General features: G+C 30.3%; 23 protein-coding genes. 13 read left to right on the plus strand and 10 right to left on the minus strand.

Annotated features, from left to right (window positions below; translation table 11 throughout):
• Positions 1-3 precede the first annotated feature (3 nt).
• On the minus strand, positions 4-969 hold the full coding sequence (locus ACTTAW_RS06740; protein WP_440634381.1) for a membrane dipeptidase: 966 nt from the start codon (positions 967-969) through the stop codon (positions 4-6).
• A 91-nt stretch (positions 970-1,060) separates the two neighbouring features.
• Between ACTTAW_RS06740 and purE the strand changes: the two genes are divergently transcribed.
• The 7 genes from purE to ACTTAW_RS06775 all read left to right on the plus strand — a co-directional run bounded on the left by purE (position 1,061) and on the right by ACTTAW_RS06775 (position 5,599).
• Entirely contained in the window at positions 1,061-1,552 is a 492-nt protein-coding gene (purE, locus tag ACTTAW_RS06745) for a 5-(carboxyamino)imidazole ribonucleotide mutase (protein WP_262590420.1), read from the plus strand.
• Position 1,553: 1 nt separating this feature from the next.
• The gene (locus tag ACTTAW_RS06750) at positions 1,554-2,600 is read left to right on the plus strand and encodes a 5-(carboxyamino)imidazole ribonucleotide synthase (RefSeq protein WP_440651658.1); all 1,047 of its coding nucleotides are present in this window, start codon (positions 1,554-1,556) and stop codon (positions 2,598-2,600) included.
• 1 nt (position 2,601) lies between these two features.
• Positions 2,602-3,069 (plus strand): GNAT family N-acetyltransferase, encoded by a 468-nt coding sequence (locus ACTTAW_RS06755; protein ID WP_440614119.1) that lies wholly within the window; start codon positions 2,602-2,604, stop codon positions 3,067-3,069.
• Positions 3,070-3,192: 123 nt separating this feature from the next.
• The gene (locus ACTTAW_RS06760) at positions 3,193-3,399 is read left to right on the plus strand and encodes a cold-shock protein (protein ID WP_075506166.1); all 207 of its coding nucleotides are present in this window, start codon (positions 3,193-3,195) and stop codon (positions 3,397-3,399) included.
• A 137-nt stretch (positions 3,400-3,536) separates the two neighbouring features.
• On the plus strand, positions 3,537-4,283 hold the full coding sequence (locus ACTTAW_RS06765) for an aspartate/glutamate racemase family protein (protein ID WP_440651660.1): 747 nt from the start codon (positions 3,537-3,539) through the stop codon (positions 4,281-4,283).
• Between the two features lie 3 nt (positions 4,284-4,286).
• Positions 4,287-4,727 (plus strand): hypothetical protein, encoded by a 441-nt coding sequence (locus ACTTAW_RS06770; protein ID WP_440634377.1) that lies wholly within the window; start codon positions 4,287-4,289, stop codon positions 4,725-4,727.
• Between the two features lie 20 nt (positions 4,728-4,747).
• Positions 4,748-5,599, plus strand: coding sequence for a DMT family transporter (locus tag ACTTAW_RS06775; RefSeq protein ID WP_440651662.1), 852 nt, complete (start codon positions 4,748-4,750; stop codon positions 5,597-5,599).
• On the opposite strand, the gene ACTTAW_RS06780 is transcribed toward ACTTAW_RS06775, so the two are convergent.
• Genes ACTTAW_RS06780 through ACTTAW_RS06795 form a run of 4 tightly spaced genes read right to left on the minus strand, consistent with a single transcriptional unit; the run spans position 5,600 to position 10,706 of the window.
• On the minus strand, positions 5,600-6,187 hold the full coding sequence (locus ACTTAW_RS06780; protein WP_440651664.1) for a sarcosine oxidase: 588 nt from the start codon (positions 6,185-6,187) through the stop codon (positions 5,600-5,602).
• Positions 6,184-9,180: a sarcosine oxidase subunit alpha family protein gene (locus tag ACTTAW_RS06785; protein WP_440651665.1), complete on the minus strand. Its 2,997-nt coding sequence runs from the start codon at positions 9,178-9,180 to the stop codon at positions 6,184-6,186. Before ACTTAW_RS06785 ends, ACTTAW_RS06780 begins: the two co-directional genes overlap by 4 nt.
• A complete protein-coding gene (locus ACTTAW_RS06790; protein WP_075506172.1) occupies positions 9,180-9,449 on the minus strand; it encodes a sarcosine oxidase subunit delta in 270 nt (89 codons plus the stop codon). Before ACTTAW_RS06790 ends, ACTTAW_RS06785 begins: the two co-directional genes overlap by 1 nt.
• On the minus strand, positions 9,450-10,706 hold the full coding sequence (locus ACTTAW_RS06795; protein ID WP_440614112.1) for a sarcosine oxidase subunit beta family protein: 1,257 nt from the start codon (positions 10,704-10,706) through the stop codon (positions 9,450-9,452). It abuts the gene before it with no gap.
• A 124-nt stretch (positions 10,707-10,830) separates the two neighbouring features.
• Between ACTTAW_RS06795 and ACTTAW_RS06800 the strand changes: the two genes are divergently transcribed.
• Positions 10,831-12,516 (plus strand): formate--tetrahydrofolate ligase, encoded by a 1,686-nt coding sequence (locus ACTTAW_RS06800; protein ID WP_440614111.1) that lies wholly within the window; start codon positions 10,831-10,833, stop codon positions 12,514-12,516.
• Here the strand turns inward: ACTTAW_RS06800 and ACTTAW_RS06805 are convergent.
• Both ACTTAW_RS06805 and ACTTAW_RS06810 read right to left on the minus strand, forming a co-directional pair.
• Positions 12,508-13,296, minus strand: a complete 789-nt coding sequence (locus tag ACTTAW_RS06805; RefSeq protein WP_440651667.1) for a type 1 glutamine amidotransferase — start codon at positions 13,294-13,296, stop codon at positions 12,508-12,510. The genes ACTTAW_RS06800 and ACTTAW_RS06805 overlap by 9 nt on opposite strands.
• Positions 13,296-14,447, minus strand: a complete 1,152-nt coding sequence (locus ACTTAW_RS06810) for an iron-containing alcohol dehydrogenase (protein ID WP_440651669.1) — start codon at positions 14,445-14,447, stop codon at positions 13,296-13,298. The genes ACTTAW_RS06805 and ACTTAW_RS06810 overlap by 1 nt, the downstream gene beginning before the upstream one ends.
• Before the next feature lie 171 nt (positions 14,448-14,618).
• Between ACTTAW_RS06810 and ACTTAW_RS06815 the strand changes: the two genes are divergently transcribed.
• The 5 genes from ACTTAW_RS06815 (at position 14,619) to ACTTAW_RS06835 (ending at position 20,405) form a co-directional block, all read left to right on the plus strand.
• Positions 14,619-15,863, plus strand: a complete 1,245-nt coding sequence (locus ACTTAW_RS06815; protein WP_440614108.1) for an ABC transporter substrate-binding protein — start codon at positions 14,619-14,621, stop codon at positions 15,861-15,863.
• A 76-nt stretch (positions 15,864-15,939) separates the two neighbouring features.
• Positions 15,940-16,860 (plus strand): carbohydrate ABC transporter permease, encoded by a 921-nt coding sequence (locus ACTTAW_RS06820; RefSeq protein WP_440651671.1) that lies wholly within the window; start codon positions 15,940-15,942, stop codon positions 16,858-16,860.
• The gene (locus ACTTAW_RS06825; RefSeq protein WP_440651673.1) at positions 16,861-17,712 is read left to right on the plus strand and encodes a carbohydrate ABC transporter permease; all 852 of its coding nucleotides are present in this window, start codon (positions 16,861-16,863) and stop codon (positions 17,710-17,712) included.
• Position 17,713: 1 nt separating this feature from the next.
• The gene (locus ACTTAW_RS06830; protein ID WP_440651675.1) at positions 17,714-19,042 is read left to right on the plus strand and encodes an alpha-glucosidase/alpha-galactosidase; all 1,329 of its coding nucleotides are present in this window, start codon (positions 17,714-17,716) and stop codon (positions 19,040-19,042) included.
• A 1-nt stretch (position 19,043) separates the two neighbouring features.
• The gene (locus ACTTAW_RS06835; protein WP_440651677.1) at positions 19,044-20,405 is read left to right on the plus strand and encodes a GH1 family beta-glucosidase; all 1,362 of its coding nucleotides are present in this window, start codon (positions 19,044-19,046) and stop codon (positions 20,403-20,405) included.
• On the opposite strand, the gene ACTTAW_RS06840 is transcribed toward ACTTAW_RS06835, so the two are convergent.
• From ACTTAW_RS06840 to ACTTAW_RS06850, 3 genes are read right to left on the minus strand one after another with little or no spacing between them, the layout of a single operon-like run.
• Positions 20,402-21,655 carry an MGH1-like glycoside hydrolase domain-containing protein gene (locus tag ACTTAW_RS06840; protein ID WP_440651679.1) on the minus strand — a complete coding sequence of 418 codons (1,254 nt, stop codon included), beginning with the start codon at positions 21,653-21,655 and terminating at the stop codon, positions 20,402-20,404. The genes ACTTAW_RS06835 and ACTTAW_RS06840 overlap by 4 nt on opposite strands.
• Positions 21,655-22,848, minus strand: coding sequence for a carbohydrate ABC transporter permease (locus ACTTAW_RS06845; protein WP_440634371.1), 1,194 nt, complete (start codon positions 22,846-22,848; stop codon positions 21,655-21,657). The genes ACTTAW_RS06840 and ACTTAW_RS06845 overlap by 1 nt, the downstream gene beginning before the upstream one ends.
• The gene (locus tag ACTTAW_RS06850; RefSeq protein ID WP_440651681.1) at positions 22,838-24,097 is read right to left on the minus strand and encodes a carbohydrate ABC transporter permease; all 1,260 of its coding nucleotides are present in this window, start codon (positions 24,095-24,097) and stop codon (positions 22,838-22,840) included. The genes ACTTAW_RS06845 and ACTTAW_RS06850 overlap by 11 nt, the downstream gene beginning before the upstream one ends.
• Positions 24,098-24,120 lie beyond the last annotated feature (23 nt).

The following is a 24,120-nucleotide window of genomic DNA, read 5'->3' on the forward strand; positions in this document are numbered from 1 at the left end:
AACTTAAATTGATTTATAAAAATTGTACCAATTATTTCCTAGTATCCCATGTGTCTCATCATCTGAAAATCCAATCTTTTTGAGACCTTTTTCTATATTTGCAAATCCTCTTGTGTCTTCAAACCAATTAGGTTGTTTTGGAAAGCCTGGTTTATTTTTTGATCCTTCTCCGTAATTTTTAGTTTTGGTCCAAGTGCCATTTCTCATCCACTCAACTACGCTGTCGGGTTGATCAAGACAAAGATCTGACCCTATACCAATTTTACTTGCTCCCATAATTTCTGCAGTCTTTGCAACCATTTCACAAAAACTATCAAGAGTACAATTAGTATTTTCTTTCAAGTGATGTGGATATAAAGATAAACCTAACATTCCTCCACTATCACTGAGCATCTTAAGCAAATCTGAAGACTTGTTTCTTTTTGCAGCATGCCAAAAAGAAGGGTTTGCATGTGTAATCGCAATTGGTTTTTCACTTATTTCAATTGCATCCATTGTACTTTTTTCTGCAGAATGAGACATATCAACAACGATGCCTACTCTATTCATTTCTTTTATTGCTTCTCTTCCAAAATTAGTTACTCCGCTATCAATTTTTTCATAGCAACCAGTAGCAAGAAGAGATTGATTGTTGTAGGTTAGTTGCATAAATCTGCATCCAAGTTCGTGAACTTTTTCAACCAAACCTATGTCATCCTCAATTGGTGAACAATTTTGAAAACCAAAAAATATTGCAGTTTTGTTTTCAAGTTTTGCTTTTTCAATATCTTTAAAATCTTTTCCCAGAAATATAAGATCAGAATTAGCTTCGAAAATTTTTTCCCACTTATTTAATTCTATTAGTAGTTCATCATAATCTTCATGATAAACTATGGTTACATGAACTGCATCTAAACCTGCAGCTCTGTTTGTTTCAAAAATTTTTCTAGACCAATTGCAATATTGCAAATTATCGATTTTAAAATTCATAACGAAATAAGATTAATCAATCTAAATTGAAATACTATTAATTTTATTGAAATTTTTGATTAATTTTGAAATAAACAAGAGAGCCATTTTCATGAAAAAAAATACTAATAAAAAAGTTTCAATAGTTATGGGTAGTCAATCAGACTACAAAACTATGCAATTAGCAGAAAAAACTCTTAAACAATTAGGTGTCTCGTTTGAAACTAAAATTGTTTCTGCTCATCGTACCCCAAAGAGAATGTACGATTTTGCATTAAAGGCAGAAAAAAATAATATTGGGGTAATTATTGCTGGAGCTGGTGGATCAGCACATTTGCCAGGAATGATTTCTGCATTAACTCAAATTCCAGTTTTGGGTGTACCGATTGAAAGTAAAAAATTAAAAGGTTTAGATAGTTTGCTTTCGATTGCTCAAATGCCAAAAGGGATTCCTGTCGGTACTTTAGCAATTGGAGAAGATGGCGCTATTAATGCTGCATTACTTGCAGCTGAAATAATGGCTATTAATAATTCTTCGATCAAAAATAAGTTAAAAAGTTGGAGATCAAACCAAACTAAATCTGTTAAAAGAGCTCCAAAATAAAATGTCTAATATTACTCTTGGGATCATTGGGGGCGGCCAATTAGGAAGTATGCTTGCAATTGCTGCAAAAAAATTAGGGATAAAGATAATAATTTTTTGTGATGATTTGGAAGCACCAGCTCAAAATTTTTGTGACGAATTTATTGGTGCAAATTATGACGATAAAGAAAAAATAAATGAATTTGTAAACAAAGTTGATATCGTAACTTATGAATTTGAAAACATTCCATATGAAACGTTAAATGATATCAACAAGTTAAAACCAGTTTTACCAAAACCTTCAGTAAATAGATTAATTCAACATAGGTTAGCAGAAAAAGATTTTGTAAATAAATTAAATATAAGAACAACTAGATACGTCTCAGTTGAAAATCAATCTGATATTGATGTCCTTGAAGATTTTTTACCAGGTATAATTAAAACTACAACATTAGGTTATGACGGTAAAGGGCAACACCCTGTCTCATCATCAGAAGAATTAAAAAATCTTAAATTAGATTTATCAAGAGGATATATTTTAGAAAAATTAGTCAAACTTAAAAAAGAGATATCAATTATTATAACTAGGTTTAGTAATAATAAATATGAAATCTATGAACCTATAGAAAATACCCATGAAGATCAGATCTTAAAACATTCTAAGATACCTGCAGATATAAATGAAAAAATATTTTATCAATCTAAAGATTGGGCAATACTTATTGCTGAAGAACTTAAATATGTTGGCACTCTATGTGTGGAATTTTTTATAGATAGAAATGATAATCTTTATGTAAATGAAATTGCTCCAAGGGTTCATAATTCTGGACATTTAACAATTAATGCTTTTAATGTAAGTCAATTTGAAAATCACATCAGAGCTGTTTGTGGACTTGAACAGATACCTTTAAAAAAATTATCAAATGCAAAAATGATAAATTTACTAGGAGATCAAATATCTCACTATAGAAATTCTCCAAAACTTAAAGATAATGAATTCTTTTTTGATTATTTAAAAAAAGAAATTAAACATAAAAGAAAAATGGGTCATATCACTATTCTGGAATAATATGTTAAAATCAATTGAAGGAAATTTTGATGATCCAGAAGTTCACAAACTTTTAACTAAGCATTTTGTTGAGCTTAGAGCTGCCTCACCAGAGGGAAGTGCTCATGTTTTAGACATCCCTGGTCTTAAAGTTCCATCGATTAAATTCTGGAGTTTATATAACAATGATCAATTAATGGGATGTGGTGCATTAAAATTTTTAGATGAGGGTCATGGAGAATTTAAATCAATTAGAATTCATGACAATTTTAGAAAAAAAGGTCACGGTGTTATTGTTATTAATCATCTAATAAGTGAGGCAAAAAAATTAGATATTAAAAGATTAAGTATTGAAACAGGTGCTGGAAATTTTTTTATTCCTGCTAGAAAACTCTTTAAATCTTGTGGTTTTGAGCCTTGTGAACCTTTTGCTCATTATAAAGAAGATGTTAATTCTGTTTATTTGACTAAATTGATTGCTACAGATTGACAATAAGATCGAATAATTTCTCTATTTTGTTGACAAAACCCATTAAAATCTAAACAAAGCCAAAATTACTTAATTATAATTTTTAAGTAATAATTAATATAACAAAAAGTAAGAAGAAATAATATGAGTCTAACAGGTAAAGTAAAATGGTTCAATCCAACCAAAGGTTTTGGTTTTATTGAAAGAGAAGACAAAGAAAAAGATGTGTTTGTACATGTTTCAGCAGTAAGAGATGCTGGTATGAACGGTTTAGATGAGGGTCAAGCTTTGACTTTCGATGTTGAAGATGGTCCTAAAGGTCCTTCAGCAGTTAACTTAAAAACTGCATAATTTCACACTTCCTATTGGCTGAAAAAATTTTATTTTTTAGTAAATAATTTTATTCAGCCAGTACCAAATCTTATAAAAAACAACTTTTAGTCAAAAAATTTAATTATATAAGTTGTATTTAAAATAATAAAAAATTTATGATCGGAATTTTAGGTGGAATGGGTACTCAAGCTGGTCTTGATTTTTGTAATAAGCTTGCAGTATTAAATAGAGGGAAAATTGATCAAGAGTATCCTTTATTTGTTTTGTATAATAAATCAAATATTCCTGGAAGACCAGAATCTATAGGAACTCAAACAAAAAACTTATCAAATCTAAATACAAACAAATCTAATAAAACAAAATATAATAAAGTATTAAAAAGTCTTCTTGAAGGATGTAAGTTATTAGAAAAGAATAAATGCAAATTTATTGTTATTCCATGTAACACAGCACATTATTGGTTTGATGATCTACAAAAAAAAATCAATATTCCAATTATAAATATGCCAAAAGAAGTTTTTAAATTTACAAAAAAGAACTGTAAAAAAAAATCAAAAGTTGGTTTATTGGCCACTGAAGGTACTTTAAAAACTGGAGTTTATAATAAGTTTTTTGATCAGAGCTATCAATTAGTTAATCCATCTGAAAATCTTCAAAAAAATTCAGTAAATAAGGCAATCAAGTTTGTAAAAATGGGCAATGTTAGAGCTGCCGAAAAAGCTATCAAACCAGCTATAAAATATTTGCTAAAAATGAAATGTAAAAAAATAATTTTAGGTTGTACTGAGTTGCCAATTGCAATATTCGCTTTTAAATCATTCAAGAATATTAAATCTTCAAAGATATTTTTAGATCCAAATTTAATTCTTGCGCACTCTGCAATGCAGAAACACAAAAGATAAACAGTGACATCTAAAATTGATAAGCCCTACGTTTTAAGAGTTGCAGAACTAATATATTCTAAAATTATTGAGATAAAAAACCAAAATCCTGAAGTTAATAACATCCAAGCATTTGAGATTTTCATGACAACAAAAGATTATGATTTTATTAGCTCAGGAGAATTTCATGAAAATTGGATATCAGAATTAAAAGATAACAATTTTATTGATAAAATTACTGGTAAGAAAATTAATGAAGAAACATTAAGACTTTTAGATATTCAAAAGGATTCTATGGTTAAATTTTTGCTTAAAATACCAAAATTATACTACACAAAAACCCATTTCCCTCTGGAATTATCTCAAAGAGCCTTTAATCATCTTTGGAGAGTTTGTGAAAGTTACGAAATGTGGTGTAAAGAAACTAAGCAAAAAAATTTGATTAAATTAAATTTAATTGATTAAATTTAAAATTAATAACTACAGTGATTAAGGTATTCCCATTTATATTTATTTTACTTTGGTCATCAGCATTCATAACTACAAAACCAATCATTGATTACAGCGATCCTTTTGCTGCATTAGCCTTTAGATTTGCACTAGTAGCATTTGGTTTTTTAATTTATTCTATTTATTCAAAGCAGAAAATAATTGTAAGTAAAAAAAATTTTTTACAATCTTTTTTTAGTGGAGTTCTTTTTCATGGGTTTTATTTAGGAGGTGTTTTTTATTCAATTTCTATTGGAATGCCCACTGGCCTTGCTGCTTTAATTGTAACTCTTCAGCCAATACTAACTAATGCATTAAGTGGACCAATACTTAAAGAAAAGGTTTCTATTAAACAATGGATAGGTGTTTTACTAGGATTTATTGGAGCATCATTGGTTCTCGGTTTTGAAATTGGGTCAAAAATTCCAACTGCTGGATTAATTGCAACCATTATAGCTTTGATAGCAATAACAAGTTCAACTCTTTGGCAAAAAACAATAAGCAACAACCTACCCTTGTCAGTAAGTAATATGAACCAAGCACTTGGGGGTTTTTCATTTCATTTAATAATTATAATTTTTTTTGCTGATCCTTACATTGAATTTTCAAAAACATTTATAATTGCAATGAGTCATCAAATTTTTTTAGTGTCCTTTGGAGCATTCACAATACTTATGTTCTTAATTAAAAAAAATTCCGCAAGCAAAACAGTTTCGATATTTTTTTTAATTCCTCCCACATCTGCGTTCATGGCATGGTTATTTTTAAATGAGAAATTATCTAATTTAGATCTTTTAGGATTTTTTATAGCTACTATTGGTGTTTATATTGCTACTAGAGATAAATAATTACTTTGCAATATATCCAAATTCTAAAGATGCGTCTGTTATTGAGTGATAAAGAGATTCACCAAAGCTTCTTAATCCAAATATTCTAAATTTATCTGGATCATCATCAAGCATATCAATAGTTACAGACATTCCGTTATAAGTAGAATTTAAACATTGATTTTTTTCTAACTCGCCAAAATTAAATGGGCATCCTTTTTTTAAAACTTCTTTAGCCTCCTTACCTTCAATTTCAATTATTGCTTTTGAATGAGATATGTCTGTTATTGCAAATTCATTATCATTAAATTTTTGCTCTATTTCATTTAAAGTGTCCTTTTTCTTAGAAACTAAAATCCAATTTCTTGGACCGTTCCAAAGTATTCTTGTGTTATCATTGGAGCTAACTAAAGATGGATTGTCTCTTAAATTTAGACCATCTACCTGTATATTGTCTAATGATGAGTTTGAACTTTTATACTGAACTATCTGTACAATTAATAAATTAGTAGTTTCAGATATTGAAAGTAAATTTTTTTCATCTTTACCTTCAAAATCTCCAAATTGACCTTTTGTATGCACATTATTTAAAGCTGAAATTAAACTCATGATCTAACTCTTTCTCCTTTTGGATCAACATAATGTGATGAAACTATTTCTACTGGAATAACTTTGTTTTTTAATGGAGACATTACAAATAATTTTTCTCCAATCATATTTTTTCCATCTTTTAATATTGCTAGTGAAAATGGATTATCATGCTCAACACTCCAACATGAGGCTGAGATATGACCTAATTTTTTATTCGGCAAAGGAGCGTTAGCGTCTTTAACTAAGTGTGAACCTTCTGGAATACTAGTTTTTTTATCCAATGGAATAACACCTACAATTCGCTGTCTATCTTCAGCCACAAAAGCTGATCTTTGTAGTGATCTTTTTCCAATAAAATCTTTCTTTTTACTCAATAACCCTTCTAAAGCATTGTCGTAAGGAATTGTTCTTCCATCTAATTCAGAACCTGCAACATGCCCCATTTCAATTCTAAGTGTAGACAATGCTTCAGTTCCATATGGTTGAATTTGAAAATCTTCTCCAAGTTCAATTATTTTTTCCCACATAAATCTTCCGTTATCAGACTCAACATTAACTTCGTAAGCTAATTCACCTGAGAATGAAATTCTGAATATTCTTGCTTTAATTCCAAATAAATCACCCTCGACATACCCCATAAATGGAAGACCTTCATTAGATACATCTGTTTTAGGAAACAATTTCTGTAATAAATCTCTTGATTTAGGACCAGCTATGGCAGCTCCTGCCCATTGCTCAGTTGTTGAAACTACATTTACATTAAGTTCAGGCCAAACAAGTTGCAAATAATACTCTAAATGCGAAAGCACATTTGCTGCTTGAGCAGTAGTTGTTGTCATGTGATAGTGGTTTTCTGAAATTCTAGTAGTTGTACCATCATCCATCACTATCCCATCTTCTCTTAACATCACTCCATATCTTGCTTTTCCAACAGGTAACTTTAACCATGCATTTGTGTATACTCTGTTTAAAAATTCAGCAGCATCAGGACCCTTAACGTCGATCTTACCAAGTGTTGTTACATCACAAACACCAACATTTGTTCTTACATTTTTCGCTTCTCTTTTTGAAGCTTCGAACAAAGTTTCGTTTCCTCTTTTGTAGTATCTTGGTCTTAACCAAACTCCTGCATCAACAAAAACAGCGTTATGCTCTTCATGCCAATTGTGAATTGGAGATTTTCTTATTGGTTTTGAGTGCTTTCCTACTTCTCTACCAACAATAGCACCTATGGAAATAGGTGTATAAGGAGGTCTAAAAGTTGTGTGGCCAACGGACGGAACAACTTTATTTTCAATCTCAGATACTAATTGTAATCCATTTAAATTACTTGTTTTTCCTTGGTCTGTTGCCATACCTAAAGTGGTATATCTTTTTACATGTTCGATTGATCTATAACCTTCTCTTAATGCAATTTCTACATCAGAAACAGCAACATCATTCTGAAAGTCTAAAAATCTTTTATAACTTTTACCTTTTGGTAACGGAACACACCAAAACTTATCGTGTTTAGAATATTTTTTTTCAACTACATTTGGAATAGATATTTCATTATCTTTCTCAGTAATTTTTTTTGATAATTCTTTTCCTTTTTCAAAGGATGTTTTTAAAGTTTCTTCTAGTGTAAATACACCATTAGCAGCTCCCAAAGTTGTTTCATTTTGTTTTGAAACTCCTGGAACAAACGCGTCTATCTCTTCATTAAATTTAGTTTTATTTCCTGATTGTGATGCCAAATGAATTGTAGGTGTCCAAAATCCAGAAACACATATACAATCACAAACTATATTTTCTATTTTGCCAAGTGTTTTCTTATCTTCAGAAATAGTTGCTACATCAGCTGATTTTACTTTTTTATAACCTTGTGCTGCAACTACTACATATGAATTTTTAATATTAATTCCTAAATTTTTTGCTTCATCTATAATTTCTGATTGTGGATTTGATCTTGAATCTAAAACTATAGGCTCAACTCCATGTTTTTTAAATTCAATTGCAGTTTCATAGCCACTATCATTGTTTGTAAATACTAAAGGTTTTTTTCCAACCAAGACACCATAAACTTTTAAATATTCTTTAGCTGCAGATGAAAGCATCACTCCAGGAGTATCATTATTTCCAAAAACAATTGGTCTTTCAATTGAACCAGATGAAATTAGAACTTCTTTTGCTCTAATATACCAAAGTCTTTTGTTTGGATGATATTTTTTAGTTTTGGGTAAATGATCACTAACTTTTTCAGACATTACTAACATGTTGTGATCATAGTATCCAAAAACTTGAGATCTATTTTTTACGGTTACATTTGGCATCTCTTTCAATTCTGAGATGATACCGTCTGCCCAATCTTTTCCAGATTGGTTACCGATATTCACATCACTCGTTAATAGTGAGCCACCATATCTTGGTTTATCTTCAGCTAAAATAACTTTGGCTCCATTTTTGGCAGCAGAATAAGCACTCGCTAAACCTGATGGTCCAGATCCAGCAATTAAAAGATCGCAATACTCATATTTATGCTCATATCTCTCTTTATCGTGTTTTGTTGATGCTACTCCTAATCCAGCTGCTTTTCTTATAAATGGCTCATAAATTTTATACCAAAAGCTTTTTGGCCACATAAAAGTTTTGTAATAAAATCCTGCGGGTAAAAATATTTTTAAAAAATTATTTATTGCTCCAATATCAAAGTTAACACTTGGCCAACAATTAACACTGTTTGCCTCTAATCCTTCAAATAATTCTTGTTCAGTTGCTTTAATATTTGGCTCCGTTTCACCATTTCTATAAAGTTGAACAACTGCATAAGGTTCATCAACTCCTGCACCAAAAAACCCTCTGGGTCTGTGATATTTAAAACTTCTACCAACTAAATGAACACCATTTGCGAGTAAAGCTGAAGCTAATGTATCACCCTCATAACCAAAATAAGATGTACCGTTGAACTTAAAAGAAATTTTTTTATTTCTATTTATTAAGCCACCTGTTTCTATTCGATAACTCTGATTCATTAAGCAATTTCTTCGTTAGCTTTGTAAGTTTTAAAAATTTCGTGTGTTGCAGTATCTCTTTCAACTTTAATCCATTGTCTGCAACCAGATAAATGCTGCCAAAGTTCTAAATGTTTTCCTCTGGGACTAACTCTATTGTATACGAAATTATCCCATTCTTGATCTGTAACTTCTTTATTTAGTTCTGGTCTTTTAACAGTAGCATCTCCACCATAAGAAAATTCATTTTGAGATCTCATTCCACAATGTGGGCATTTAATATGTAACATTTATGAAATCCAAGTTTTTGTACCAAGACCTTTTTCATCGATAAGATGACCAGTACTAAATCTATTCAAACTGTATCCTGCATTTAATTCATGAACTCTATCTTGAGCAATAGTATGTGCAAATGTCCATCCTGATGCTGGAGTTGCTTTAAAGCCTCCGTAACACCATCCACAATTTAAATACAAACCATCAATGTGTGTTTTATCAATTATTGGTGAACCATCCATTGACATGTCCATGATCCCACCCCAAGTTCTTAGCATTTTTAATTTACTTAAAAATGGCATCATCGCAATTCCTTCAGTTAAAACGTGTTGTAATGTTGGAAGATTACCTCTTTGAGCGTAACTATTGTAACCATCGAGGTCTCCACCCATTACCATTTCACCTTTGTCTGATTGACTAATATAAAAGTGACCTGCACCAAAAGTTACAACTTTATCTAAAACTGGTTTCACTGGTTCAGAAACACAAGCTTGTAAAAGATGAGTTTCAATTGGCAAAGTCATATTTAATTTTTCTGCTAAAATATTTGTGCTACCAGCAACGCATAGACCTACTTTTTTTGCTTTTATATTTCCTCTAGATGTTCTAATCCCTTTTATTTTTCCTGCAGAAACATCAAAACCTGTAACTTCACAATTTTGAATTATATCTACTCCCATCGAGTCTGCTTGACGAGCGTACCCCCAAGCAACTGCATCATGACGAGCAGTTCCAGCACTTGGTTGCATCAATCCACCAAAGATAGGAAATCTTACGTTGTCTGAAAAGTCAGCCATTGGAATTAATTCTTTTACTTCTTCTCTGTTTAAAAGAACCGCATCAATTCCGTTTAATCTCATCGAATTTCCTCTTCTTGCGTATGCATTCATTTGTGCATCTGAGTGTGCAAGATTAATTATTCCTCTTGGAGAAAACATTACATTGTAATTTAAGTCCTGACTCATCTTCCTCCATAGATCCATTCCAAACTCACTGAAAAGACCATTCTCATCATGCATGTAGTTTGATCTGATAATTGTAGTGTTACGTCCAACGTTTCCACCGCCAATCCATCCTTTTTCAATGATGGCTACTTTTGTAATTTGATGTTCTTTAGCTAGATAATATGCGGTAGCTAAACCATGACCACCACCCCCGATGATAACAACATCGTACTCTTCTTTGGGATTTGGATCTTTCCAAGCTAAATCCCAATTTTGATGGCCTGTTAATGCATTTTTAACCAAGCTAAAAATAGAATACTTTTGCATATTAGAATTTTATATTAATGAATTTAAATAGTTCTTATTTTTTTTATATATATATTTTAGAAGTTTCGAAAAATCTCAAATAAGATAATTATTATGCAAAAAAATTTACAATAAAGGATAACGAATGAGCGAAGTAAAATCAGATATACAGATAGCTAGAGAAGCTAAAATGCAACCAATAAATGATATTTTAGCAAAGATAAATGTACCTGATGAAAGCTCTGCGTTTAGTCCTATGGGCAGACATATTGCAAAAATAAATTTAGAATATTTAGAGCAACTAAAAGACAAGCCGGATGGAAAATTAATTTTAGTAACTGCTATTACTCCAACTCCAGCAGGAGAAGGAAAAACTACAACTTCGGTTGGATTAAATGATGGTTTAAATAAAATTGGAAAAAAATCTATCGTATGTCTTAGAGAACCAAGCTTAGGTCCTTCTTTTGGTATGAAAGGTGGAGCAGCTGGTGGAGGTTATGCTCAAGTCGTTCCAATGGAACAAATAAATTTACATTTCACAGGTGACTTTCATGCAATTACTTCAGCTCATAATTTATTATCAGCGTTAATCGATAATCATATTTATTGGGGAAATAAACTGGATATCGATGTTAGAAGAATTGTTTGGAAAAGAGTTATGGACATGAATGATAGATCGTTAAGATCCATAAATATAAACTTAGGTGGTGTAGCAAATGGTTTTCCAAGAGAAGATGGTTTTGATATTACAGTTGCATCAGAAATAATGGCAATCTTTTGCTTATCAAATGATTTGGAAGATTTAGAAAAAAGAATTGGAAATATAACTATTGGTTATACTAGAGATAAAAAACCAGTTTATGCGAAAGACTTAAATGCTCAAGGTCCTATGACAGTTCTTTTAAAAGAAGCTATCAGACCTAATGTTACACAAACCTTAGAAAACAATCCTGCAATTATTCATGGTGGTCCATTTGCGAATATTGCTCATGGTTGTAACTCCGTTATCGCAACTAAGACTGGTTTAAAATTAGCAGACTATGTTGTAACTGAAGCGGGATTTGGTGCTGACCTTGGTGCAGAAAAATTCTTAGATATTAAATGTAGAAAATCAAATTTAAAACCAAGCTGTGTTGTAATTGTTGCAACTATAAGAGCTTTAAAAATGCACGGTGGTGTTGCTAAAGATGATTTAAAAAATGAAAATGTTGAAGCTTTAAAAAAAGGGTTAGTAAATTTAGAAAGACATATTCAAAATGTTAAAAAATTTGGTTTACCTGTAGCTGTAGCAGTTAATCATTTTATAAAAGATACTGATAATGAAGTGAAAGCACTTATAGATTTTTGTGATAATTTAGGTGTTAAAGCTAGTCTGTGTACTCATTGGGCAAATGGTGGTGAAGGTACAAAAGAATTAGCAGCTCATGTTTCAGAATTATGTGAAAAAGATGAAGCTAAATTTCAATTTTTATACGAAAGCAAAACACCTTTGTTTAAAAAAATAGAGACTATTGCAAAAGAAATATATAGAGCAGATGAAGTAATCGCTGATACAAAAATTAGAGATCAACTTAAGAATTTTGAAGAAGCTGGATATGGTGATTTGCCAATTTGTGTTGCTAAAACTCAATACAGTTTTTCAACAGATCCAAATCTTAAAGGAGCGCCGACAGGTCATGCTTTACCAGTAAGAGAAGTAAGGCTATCATCAGGTGCAGAGTTCATTGTGGTTATTTGCGGTGCAATCATGACTATGCCTGGATTACCAAGGGTTCCTGCAGCTGACTCTATTAAACTAAATGAAAAAGGCGAGATTGAAGGATTATTCTAAATTAAGATAATCTAACCAATTCTCTAATTCTCTCATTCTGGAAATTTTATCTAATTTTTTGTTTTCTATTTCTATATTTTTAATGTGATCATCAATATGATTTTGGTCTTTAAAAGCACCACGTTCTATAAGTCTATCTTTTCTAAAAATAATTAAGTTAATCATCTTGTTGTAAGTAATTTCTGGATGATACTGAAGGCCCCACACATCACAATTTCCAATTTTAAAATTTAAACCTTGAACGTAATTAATTGGGTTCGAAGCTAGCAGTGTTGAATTTTCTGGAAGAGTTACAACTTCATCAAAATTAAATGCAGGGGTATTAAACTTTTTATTTTTGTTTTTATACAATGGATGATTTAGTCCATTTTCATTAATTTCAATATCTCTTGCAATCCCTCTGTGTGACCCCTTCTCAGCCTTTTTTACTTCACCACCAGCGGCGGTTACTGCAACTTGCATCCCCCAACAAATCGCTAGAACTTTTTTAATTTTTTTCTGACACTCTTTCATAAATTCTATTTGTCTTAAAATTTCAGGTGTCTTGTTATAAATATTTAAACTACTTCCACCCCAAATAAGACCATCATAACTTTCTAATGGATCAATATTCTCGCTTATATTTTCATCTGAAGATGGATTAACTACATCTATATTTAGTTGATCAGTAAAATGAGAAAGACTATGTCTTAAGCTTTCTGTATGAGTTTGAATACCTGCTTCTGTAAAACTTTGATTTTCCTCTTGTAAATTACCTTCTACTACCAAAATTTTCTTCATTAAAATAACTCTCCTGAAATACTTTTTTTATACATTTCTTTTAAATCATCTTTTGTTATTTTTTTTGGATTGCCTCCTGTAGATGGATCTTCAAATGCCATTAAAGAGAGTTTTTCTAAATCAATTTCATTACAGTCCATAACATCTGAAAGTTTATGAGGGATGTTTAATTCTTTGCGTAAATTTAATATCCATTCTAAAAAGCTTTCAAATGTACTATTTAGATTAAGATAATTACAAATAGATATAATTCTTTTTTCAATAACTGATTTATTGAAAGTTAAAACATAAGGCATAAATATCGCGTTACTTAAACCATGATGTACATCAAACTGTGCATTTATCGGATGACTTAGAGAATGTATTGCACCAAGACCCTTTTGAAAAGCAGTAGAGCCCATGCTAGATGCTGCTAACATTTCAGATCTAGCTTCTATGTTCGTACCATTTTTATAAACCTCTATTAAAGAATTTTTAATTAACCTCATACCCTCAAGCGCGATACCATCTGCCATTGGGTGAAATCCAGGTGCACAAAAAGCCTCGAGATTGTGAGCAAGTGCATCCATTCCTGTTGCAGCTGTTATTCTTGGTGGAAGATCTTTGGTTAAATTTGGATCTAAAATTACAATAGAAGGTAAAATTTTTGGATGAAAAATTATTTTTTTTATTCCTGTTTCTTCATTAATGATGGCTGAAGCTCTTCCTGTTTCTGAGCCTGTTCCTGCGGTAGTTGGAACCGCTATAATTGGAGAAATTTTATTTCCATCAGCTCTTGTCCAATAATCACCTATATCTTCAAAATCCCATATAGGTCTTTTTTGACCACACATAAAAGCTATTCCCTTTCCGACATCTAATGCACTACCTCCACCAAAGGCAATTACTCCATCACATTTTTTTTCTACATATAAAGAGACCCCATCCATTACGTTTTTTCCAGTTGGGTTTCCTGAAAATTGTGAAAATACTTGTAAATGATCAAAGTCTTTTTTTAATTTTTCAATTACTTTTGAAGTCATTGGTAGATTTAAAAGATCCTTGTCAGTTACAAAAAGTGGACTTTTAATTTTTAAGCTCAAACAGGCGTTTGCAAGATCTTCTATTTTGCGTGCTCCAAACCAAATAGTAGTAGGATAATTCCAATTCATAAAAAAATTATAATTAAGCAAATTATATAGTTATTTTGTATAATTTAATAATAGAAAACCATCTGTAAATTAAAGATTATTTTTTTTCGACAAATAATTATTGAAATTTTTGTTTGTAATCAATTTCAAAAATACATAGTCTAGAAATCATACACAATAAAAGGAGTATAAATGAAAAAGATTATTATCTCATTAATAATGACATTTGGAATAATCTCTTCTACTTCATTTGCTGGTACTTTAGTAATAAACACAGATACATCTGATGCAGCACCTAAAGCAGCTTTTGAATATATCATTAAGAAATTTGAAGATGAAAATCCTGATGTCACAGTAAAATGGAATGTTTTTGACCATGAAGGTTACAAACAATCTATTAGAAATTTTTTGAACACTGATCCACCTGACGTAGCAAACTGGTATGCAGGAAACAGAATGTTACCATTTGTAAGAGCAGGTTTGTTTGAAGATGTTTCTGATATCTGGTCAGATTCAGGATGGGTTGATGGAAACTTAAGTGAAAATATGGAGCATGCTAAAAAATCCATGACAATTGGTGGCAAGCAATGGGGAATTCCTTATACCTACTATCAGTGGGGAGTTTATTACCGAAAAGATATTTTTAATAACTTAGGTATTAGTGTTCCAAAAACTTGGGATGAGTTCGTTAAAGCTTGTGAAACAATTAAAGCAAGTGGAGTAACACCAATAACTATTGGATCAAAATATCTGTGGACTACTGCAGGAGTATTTGACTACTTAAATTTAAGAACTAATGGATATGAATTCCATATGGATCTTACTTTAGGAAAAGTTCCATACACTGATGCGAAAGTTCAAGCAGTTTTTGATAAATGGGATGAGTTGGTTAAACCTGGTTACTTTTTAGAAAATCATGCTGCTCTAAGTTGGCAAGAGGCTCTAACCCCAATGATTAATGGTGAAGCTGCAATGTACGTTATGGGTAATTTTGCAGTTGCTCCTTTAAAAGAAGGTGGTTTAAATGATGATACTTTAGGATTCTTTCAATTTCCTGAAATAACTCCGGGTATTCCAATGGCTGAGGAGGCACCTACTGATACAGTACATATACCTTCAAAAGCTAAGAATAAAACTGATGCAAAACGTTTCTTAATATTTATGTCTCGAGCTGATGTACAAGAAGAGATTAATAAAATATTAGGTCAGCTGCCTATTAACAAAAACTCTGGTGTTAAAGAAGGAGATCCTTTCTTATCAGCAGGATTAAATATGCTTAATAATGCTTACGCAATGGCGCAATTCTACGATAGAGATGCTCCAGCTCAAATGGCATCAGAAGGTATGAAGGGCTTCCAAGAATATATGTCTAATCCAGACAGAAGACAAAAAATCTTGGAAAGATTAGAAAAAGTACGTCAAAGAGTTTATAAATAAACTTTTAAATTAACTTAGGGGCTTGTTGGCCCCTAAGTTTAAAAATCGATTTCATCAATTTTTAAAATAGAACTAAATGCAACTAAATAATTCAAAAGCAAAAAGAATTACTTGGTGGCAAAGAAATCAAATTAAAATAAGCCCATGGATTTTTTTAGCTCCAGGTTTAATATTTTTTTTCATTTATGTAATAGCTCCAATATTTGTATCTATTGGTATATCTTTTTATCAATGGGATGGCCTATCCCCTTCGATATATGTTGGTCTACAAAATTATATTGAGCTACTAGATGATGAATATTTTTATATTTCACTTTGGAATAATCTTAAATGGCTAATATTTTTCATGCTAGCTGTTCCGATTGGTCTAGGGTTAGCGATATTTTTAAATCAAGTTGTTTTTGGAATAAGATTAGTAAAATCTCTATTTTTTTTCCCATTTGTTATATCTCAAGTGGTTATTGGTCTAATATTTACCTGGTTTTACCAACCAAATTATGGAGTCATTGCACCCTTTCTAAATTTCATTGGGTTAGAGGGATTTTCAATTCTTGCAAATGAAGATACTGCTACTTATGGGATAATATTTGCAGGTCTATACCCTCAAATTGCTTATTGTTTAATTTTATATTTAACAGGACTTAATAATATTAACCCTGAACAAATTGAAGCTGGAAGAATGGATGGCGCTAAAGGGTTTCATTTATTTTGGAACATAGTACTCCCACAGCTTAGACCCGCAACTTTTCTAGCAATTGTAGTTACTGTAATTGGTGCACTAAGAAGTTTCGATATGGTAGCAATAATGACTCAAGGAGGTCCTTATGGATATTCAAATGTCTTGGCGTACTACATGTTTGAGCAAGCTTTAAGTGAATATGGTTACAGAATGGGATACGGGTCAGCAATAGCAACTGTTTTATTTACAATAATGATGTTTTATATTTTGTTTTTCATATACAGAATGTATCGAAATGAAAGAGAGGATAATAACTAAATGTTCCCTACTCCTATTCATCAAAGACCAGTTGTAAATCAATATATTTATAAAATATTTTTACCTATCTCATTAATAATTTGGCTGATACCAATATTTGGTATTTTAATGACATCTATCAGAGGCCTGGGAGATATTACAGCTGGAAACATGTGGGGAACACCAAGTGAATTTTTACTTTTTTCAAATTTACACGATGTTTTTACTAACACTCCAATGATTAAATATACTCTAAATAGTTTTAAAGTAACTATACCAACAATGTTAGGAGCAGTTGCTTTAAGTTGTATGACTGGCTTTGCTCTTGCAAACTATAAATTTAAGACAAATTTAACAATATTTTTTATTTTTATAGCTGGAAACTTTGTTCCATTTCAAATTTTAATGATACCAGTTAGAGATCTTACTTTTAAGATTGGTCTCTACAACACCATTACAGGATTAGTATTATTTCACGTAGCTTTTCAAACAGGCTTTTGCACACTTTTTATGAGAAATTTTATTAAAGCTCTACCTCAAGAACTTATTGAAGCTGCAAGAATGGATGGAGCATCTGAATTTAAAATATTTTGGAAAATAGTATTACCTTTGACTAGACCAGCTATAGCAGCACTTTGTGTATTAATTTTTACATTTATTTGGAACGATTATTTTTGGGCAACTGTCTTAATACAAGGTGATCATGCAATGCCTATTACTGCTGGATTAAAATCATTGAATGGTCAATGGATTACAGCTTATCACTTGTTATCAACTGGATCCATTGTTGCTGCTATACCTCCCGTTGTTATGTTTTTCTTAATGCAAAAACATTTTATTGCTGGATTAACTCTTGGAGCAACTAAAGGTTAGTATGATTAAAGTTACATTTATTGGAGCAGGAAGTACTGTATTTATGAAAAATATACTTACAGATATTTTGCTTGAAAAAAATTTCAGTAACTGTGAAATAGTCTTGCAAGATATTGATGATACAAGATTAAAAACTTCAAATTTGGTTGCAGAAAAAGTTGCGAAATCAATAGGTGTAAATCCAAAAATTATAATTGAAAAAAATCAAAAAAAAGCACTCAGTGGAGCTGACTTCGTAATATTAATGTTTCAAATAGGAGGTTATGAGCCTTCCACAGTTATTGATTTTGAAATTCCAGCAAAGTATGGATTAAAACAAACTATTGGTGACACTTTGGGAATAGGTGGAATCATGAGAGGATTGAGAACTGTCCCAGCTTTATTATCAGTTGCAAAAGATATGAATGAAGTTTGTCCGAACGCAACTATGTTGCAGTATGTTAATCCTATGGCAATTAATTGTTTAGCATTGTCTAAGTTTGCACCTGAGCTTAAATATGTTGGACTTTGTCATTCTGTACAAGGAACTGCTGAAGATTTAGCGAAAGATATTGGCGAGGATATTAAAAATATTAGTTATGAATGTTCGGGTATCAATCATATGTCATTTTATACTAAGTTTGAAAAAATTAATCCTGATGGAAAAAAAGAAAATCTTTATCCTAAAATTTTTAAGGCTGGAGAAGAAAAAACATTTGGTACCAATTGGGATGGATGCACTAATGAGGTTAGATATAAAGTTTTAGAAAAATTTGGATATTTTGTTACAGAATCATCCGAACACTTTGCGGAATATACTCCTTGGTTCATTAAAAATAACAGAGAGGACTTATTAAGTGAATTCAATATTCCAATTAATGAATATATTAGAAGGTGCAAAAAACAAATTAAAGAGTGGGATCAACAAGAGCAAAATTTATTAGATGGAGAAAAATTTGTTTGTGAGAAGTCTTTAGAGTATGCTTCACGGATAATTGTATCAATTGTAGAAGGAAAAGAAGACACAATTAATGGAAATGTTTTGAATAACAAGTTGATTTCTAATTTACCAGATGATTGTTGTGTTGAAGTGCCATGTAAAATAAATAATGAGGGAATTAACCCACAAAAAGTTGGGAATTTACCTATGCATTTAGCAAACCTAATGAAAACTAATATAAATGTACAACAATTAACTGTTGAAGCTTTAAGAACTAAAAAGAAAGATACCATATATCATGCAGCTATGTTGGATCCACTTACTTCTTCTTTATTAAGTTTAGATCAAATAAGTTCTATGGTAGATGAGTTGTTAATAGCTCACAAAAACTGGATACCAGAATTTAATTAATATGAAAAATAAATTTCCAAATGGTTTTTTTTGGGGAACTGCAACTGCAAGTTACCAAATCGAGGGTGCTGTTGATAAAGATGGAAAAAGCAAAAGTATTTGGGATACTTTCACACATACACCTGGAAAAATAAAAAATAATGAAAACGGAGATACTGCTGTAGATCATTATCATAGATACGAAGAAGATATTGAGTTGATGGCTAATATAAATCTAAATTCCTATAGATTTTCTTTAGCATGGACTAGGATTATTCCGGACGGGATAGGTAAAATAAATCCAAAAGGAATAGATTTTTATTCACGGTTAATTGATAAATGTTTAGAAAAAAATATTGAACCTTTCATAACTTTATATCATTGGGACCTTCCTCAATCTCTGCAAGATAAAGGAGGTTGGGCAAATAGAGACATGACAAATATATTTGCAGATTATTCGGAGGCTGTTGTTAAAAATTTTGGAGACAGATGTAATCATTTTATCACATTTAATGAACCAGCGGTTTTTACAATTTATGGGTATGTAGATGGTTATATGGCTCCAGGATACAAAGATTTAGAGAAGTATTTTGCATCAATACATAATGTTAATCTTGCACATGGTAAAGCTTTTCAAACAATGAAATCTTTAAATAATAATATTAAAATTGGTTGTTCATTTAATATGGCACCCTGTATTCCTGCTACAAAATCAAGTGAAGATCTTCATGCAACCAAATTATTTGATACTTATTGGAATAGATCGTTTGCCGACCCTATGTATCTTGGGAAGTATCCAGAATTATTAATTGATGATGTCTCAAAACATATTCAACAAGATGATATGAAAACTATTTTTCAAAAAAATGATTTTATAGGATTAAATCACTATCAACATTATAGAATTAAAGCTGATAAGAATAATTTACTTAAAGCAAGAGGAGCAGTTAATGATGAATTACCTTTTGGTCTTGAAGATAAAGATACAAAGTTAACTCTTATGGGATGGGAAATTGTTCCAGATGCTTATTATGATCAAATTATGGATTTAAAAAATAATTATGGGAATCCAGATATTTATTTAACTGAAAATGGTGCTGCATATCCAGATTTAATTGAAAAAAATGGAGAAATTAATGACACGGATCGGATTGATTATTTTAAAAAATATTTAACTGCTGTAAAAAAATCTATTGATGATGGAGCTAAAGTTAAAAGTTACTTTGCATGGACATTCATGGATAATTTTGAATGGGCATTAGGATTTGAAAAGAGATTTGGAATAGTACATGTAGATTTTAAAACTTTAAAAAGAACACCTAAAAAATCATATTATTTTTTCAAAAAACTTGTGGTAGAGAATTCCATTCCACTAGACTTTTAATTTATTAAATCCAAATATAAAGCTGCTGACCAAGAAAAGTTATTAGCACCATAAGGAGTTCCTGATTTACAACTGTAATATTCGTGAAAATTCTTTTCATGTATTATATCTAATGTATGTGATTTGATTTTGTTGGCAAAATCCAAGTCTTTTTCCAATAATCCTTTGTATAAAATCCAATTACAATTAATCCAAACAGGTCCTCTCCAATATCTTATCTCCTCAAAATATTTGCTATCAGGCTTTATTGAAGAAAAGAAATATTTTTCATTAGAATTATACTTTTTTAAACTTTGAATTACTGAGTTATTAATTTCTTTATCTTGAATATCTGCAAACAAAATAAAATAATTTGTAATAGAAGGGATATCTAATGATTGCTTATTTAAAACATCGTATGAATAAAACGAATTATCTTTTTGATTATACAGACTAATCAATTTACTTTCAGTTTTTGTTATTTTTTTTTGAATTGATGTACATTCAATATTATTTTTTGATGCAATATCGACTAGATCTTTACAAGCTTTCAGAAACAATGAATTAAAACCAATATCAACAACATTAAACATTGAAATATCATAGAGTTTTTCAGGATTATATTTTTCATTTCTGAACTGATTTAAAAGAGTAATGTAACAATCATAGTCTCTTTTAAGTGGTCGTACATCACTACTTGAAACATCTAAATCTCTTCTTTTGTATTCAAGATTTTCTTCAATTAAAATTTTACTTAAAGGAAAATCCCATAAAGGTGAATTATCTGTGCCACTTTCCCATGGATGCAATATAGAAACTAAACCAGTATCGTTTGGGTCTCTATAATTATAAAACCATTCTAAATAATTTTTTGTTTTTTTTACTAAATTCAAAATTCTTCCCATTTCACTAGAACTAAATTCATGTTTATCCAACATTAATTTTAAAATACTTGAAACTATAGGAGGTTGAGTTATTCCAGATGATGGAATTTTTTCACCACACTGCCACGTATTATGATTTGGAAAATAATTTTCATCCTTATGATGAAATAAAATATGAGGAATCATACCATCAGACCATTGTCCATCGAACAACTTTTCTAGCTCAATTATTGCGTATTCTTTATTAAAATAAGAATAACCGAGTGCTATATATGCTGAGTCCCAATTCCATTGTGCTGGGTATAACTTATTATTTGTAGGCAGAGTATATCCCTCACGCCTATTATTTAATAAAATATTTTCGGCTTCTCTTTTTAACATACTCATTAACCCTTAACGCTCCCTGATGTTAATCCACTAACTAAATATTTTTCAAAATAAACAAAAATAAATAAAATTGGTAAGGTTACAACTACTGAACCAGCCATCAAATATTGTCTAGGCGTTTCAGCTCCAACATTTAAAAACTGTATCGCTCTTGATAATGTAAATGAGCTAGGGCTATCTAAAAACATCAGTGAAAATAAAAATTCATTCCAAGCAATCATAAATACATATAATGCTACAGAAGCAATTGCTGGCAAACTTAAAGGTAAAATGATTTTAACAATTATTCCAAACCAATTTTGTCCATCCATTATACCTGCCTCTTCAAGTTCTTTTGGTATGCTTTTGAAATATCCTTGGAGCATATAAATTGCCACTGGCAGTGTTGTAGCAGTATAAATAATCAATAATCCAAATACAGAATTTCTTAAACCTAACTGGCTAAAAACAGTGTAGAGAGGAATTACGAGCACTATCGCAGGAAACATATATATAATTAAAATAGATGTAGACAAAAAGTGTTTTCCAAAAAAGTTTAATCTTGCAACTGCATAAGCTGCTGGGATCCCAAGTAATAATGTAATTATAACCGTACCTACTGAGACAATTGAACTATTAAGCATATACTTACCAAAATTATATTCTGTAAAAACTACAATATAGGATTTGAATAAGATTTTTATATCTTGTGTTAAATCAACACTGAAATCTAAAGGATTAATTAATAAAAGAGCTTGAGTTTTGAAACTTGTTACTAACATCAAGTAAAATGGGAACAAAATTACAAAAGAAAAAAAGATTATTCCAAATAAAGTTAAAAAATCAAAAAATATAATTTGTGCTGAAAAATCGTAACTAAAATGTTTCTTGTTATAATTAAAAAGCTTATTAACAAAAAATAACAGGATCAGAAATGTACCTATATAATGCCATATAGGTAAAGAACTATTAATAAAATAATCAACTAAAACAAACACAGATGCTAATAAAATTACTTTAAATAACTTGTTTAATTTTTCACTTAAGAAAATTGAAATAATAGAAATTATAATTCCACTTAAAAAATAAAAATTGAAGTTTAAAGTTTTAAGTTCAATTCCTTGTAATGTCGAAAGAATTTTCCAAATAGAAATTAGAGAAAATAAAAAAAATGAAGAAATTAAACTGAAAGTAATAATTGATTTAACTCTCATTGGCTCTTTTTCCTATCAGTTTAAAATAAATTAACATGAAAAATAAAAGTAATATTACAATCACCATTGATACTGCCGATCCCATACCAATGTTTCCTATTGAAAATCCCTGTTCATAAACATTAATTGGAAGTGTTCTGGTACCTGATGCACCACCTGTTAATAGAAAAATATCTTCAAACTTGTTGAAATTCCAAATAAATCTAATCATAAACAAAATTGAAATCACTGCTGTAATCTGCGGCAATGTTATATTCATAAATTTGGTGTAAGGACCTGCTCCATCAATATCTGCCGCCTCATAAAGTTCCTTAGGAACTGCTTGAAGTCTTGCTAAAATAAAAAGGAAAGCCAAAGGAAAATATCTCCAGATTTCAAATATAATAACAGTTGTTAACGCTAATCTTAATTTAAATTCAAAACCGAAAACAAAAATAGATACATACTTTTGACCTAACAAATTTATTGGCTTATCTATAATATTATAATTCAGTAGCAGGTTGTTTAAAGTACCACTATTAGGATCTAATAAAAGCTCCCAAGTAAATGCCAAAGCCACAACTGGAGCTACATAAGGAAACAATAAAGTACTTCTAACAAAGCTACGACCTCTGAACTTTTGATTTACCATTTGGGCTGACAAAATTCCAAAAACAATTGCACCCACTGTTCCAAAAAAAGTATAATAAAATGTTGTTAATAATAAATCTTTAAATTCATAGTTTGTGATTACTTTTTTAAAATTTGACAAAGTAAAATCACTTGTCAAAAGAATGTTATCTGCTTTTCCTTTTAAATTGGGTTTATTTAATTTAAATTGTTTTTTATCAATTTTTTCACCATTTTTTGTTTCAAAAAAAATTACAAATTGCTCTCTGTATTTTTTTGACCAATTACCAAAATCACACTGAACTTTATTTGATAGAAACTTACATCTCTGATCTAAATCAATTGGTTTAACATTACTTGGGAATTTATCCTGGAATTTAACATGTCTAATATCTTGAATTAAGGAACTATTTCTTAATTTATAAATAATCTTAATTTTTGTATCTTCGTTTTTAATTGATTTTACTATTTTTTTGGCTCGTGGCTCTGGAATTCTTATATCTTTTAATTGAACTTCTTTAAAACTAATCCAAACATTTGAGAATATTGGAAATAATACTATTGCAAATACGATTAGAACCGCAGGCAAAGTTAAAGCATAGGCAGTTCTTTTTTCTATTTTTGAAAGTGAATTACTCATAAAAAAAGCGGATAATTAATATT

The sequence above is a fragment of the Candidatus Pelagibacter sp. HIMB1495 genome, assembly GCF_052047955.1.
Taxonomy (GTDB): Bacteria; Pseudomonadota; Alphaproteobacteria; order Pelagibacterales; family Pelagibacteraceae; genus Pelagibacter.

Coding starts and splice junctions, on each gene's coding strand:
- ACTTAW_RS06740 (WP_440634381.1), bottom strand. CDS start 969: ATGAATTTTAAAATCGATAATTTGCAATATTGCAATTGGTCTAGAAAA.
- purE (WP_262590420.1), top strand. CDS start 1,061: ATGAAAAAAAATACTAATAAAAAAGTTTCAATAGTTATGGGTAGTCAA.
- ACTTAW_RS06750 (WP_440651658.1), top strand. CDS start 1,554: ATGTCTAATATTACTCTTGGGATCATTGGGGGCGGCCAATTAGGAAGT.
- ACTTAW_RS06755 (WP_440614119.1), top strand. CDS start 2,602: ATGTTAAAATCAATTGAAGGAAATTTTGATGATCCAGAAGTTCACAAA.
- ACTTAW_RS06760 (WP_075506166.1), top strand. CDS start 3,193: ATGAGTCTAACAGGTAAAGTAAAATGGTTCAATCCAACCAAAGGTTTT.
- ACTTAW_RS06765 (WP_440651660.1), top strand. CDS start 3,537: ATGATCGGAATTTTAGGTGGAATGGGTACTCAAGCTGGTCTTGATTTT.
- ACTTAW_RS06780 (WP_440651664.1), bottom strand. CDS start 6,187: ATGAGTTTAATTTCAGCTTTAAATAATGTGCATACAAAAGGTCAATTT.
- ACTTAW_RS06785 (WP_440651665.1), bottom strand. CDS start 9,180: ATGAATCAGAGTTATCGAATAGAAACAGGTGGCTTAATAAATAGAAAT.
- ACTTAW_RS06790 (WP_075506172.1), bottom strand. CDS start 9,449: ATGTTACATATTAAATGCCCACATTGTGGAATGAGATCTCAAAATGAA.
- ACTTAW_RS06795 (WP_440614112.1), bottom strand. CDS start 10,706: ATGCAAAAGTATTCTATTTTTAGCTTGGTTAAAAATGCATTAACAGGC.
- ACTTAW_RS06800 (WP_440614111.1), top strand. CDS start 10,831: ATGAGCGAAGTAAAATCAGATATACAGATAGCTAGAGAAGCTAAAATG.
- ACTTAW_RS06805 (WP_440651667.1), bottom strand. CDS start 13,296: ATGAAGAAAATTTTGGTAGTAGAAGGTAATTTACAAGAGGAAAATCAA.
- ACTTAW_RS06810 (WP_440651669.1), bottom strand. CDS start 14,447: ATGAATTGGAATTATCCTACTACTATTTGGTTTGGAGCACGCAAAATA.
- ACTTAW_RS06815 (WP_440614108.1), top strand. CDS start 14,619: ATGAAAAAGATTATTATCTCATTAATAATGACATTTGGAATAATCTCT.
- ACTTAW_RS06820 (WP_440651671.1), top strand. CDS start 15,940: ATGCAACTAAATAATTCAAAAGCAAAAAGAATTACTTGGTGGCAAAGA.
- ACTTAW_RS06825 (WP_440651673.1), top strand. CDS start 16,861: ATGTTCCCTACTCCTATTCATCAAAGACCAGTTGTAAATCAATATATT.
- ACTTAW_RS06830 (WP_440651675.1), top strand. CDS start 17,714: ATGATTAAAGTTACATTTATTGGAGCAGGAAGTACTGTATTTATGAAA.
- ACTTAW_RS06835 (WP_440651677.1), top strand. CDS start 19,044: ATGAAAAATAAATTTCCAAATGGTTTTTTTTGGGGAACTGCAACTGCA.
- ACTTAW_RS06840 (WP_440651679.1), bottom strand. CDS start 21,655: ATGAGTATGTTAAAAAGAGAAGCCGAAAATATTTTATTAAATAATAGG.
- ACTTAW_RS06845 (WP_440634371.1), bottom strand. CDS start 22,848: ATGAGAGTTAAATCAATTATTACTTTCAGTTTAATTTCTTCATTTTTT.
- ACTTAW_RS06850 (WP_440651681.1), bottom strand. CDS start 24,097: ATGAGTAATTCACTTTCAAAAATAGAAAAAAGAACTGCCTATGCTTTA.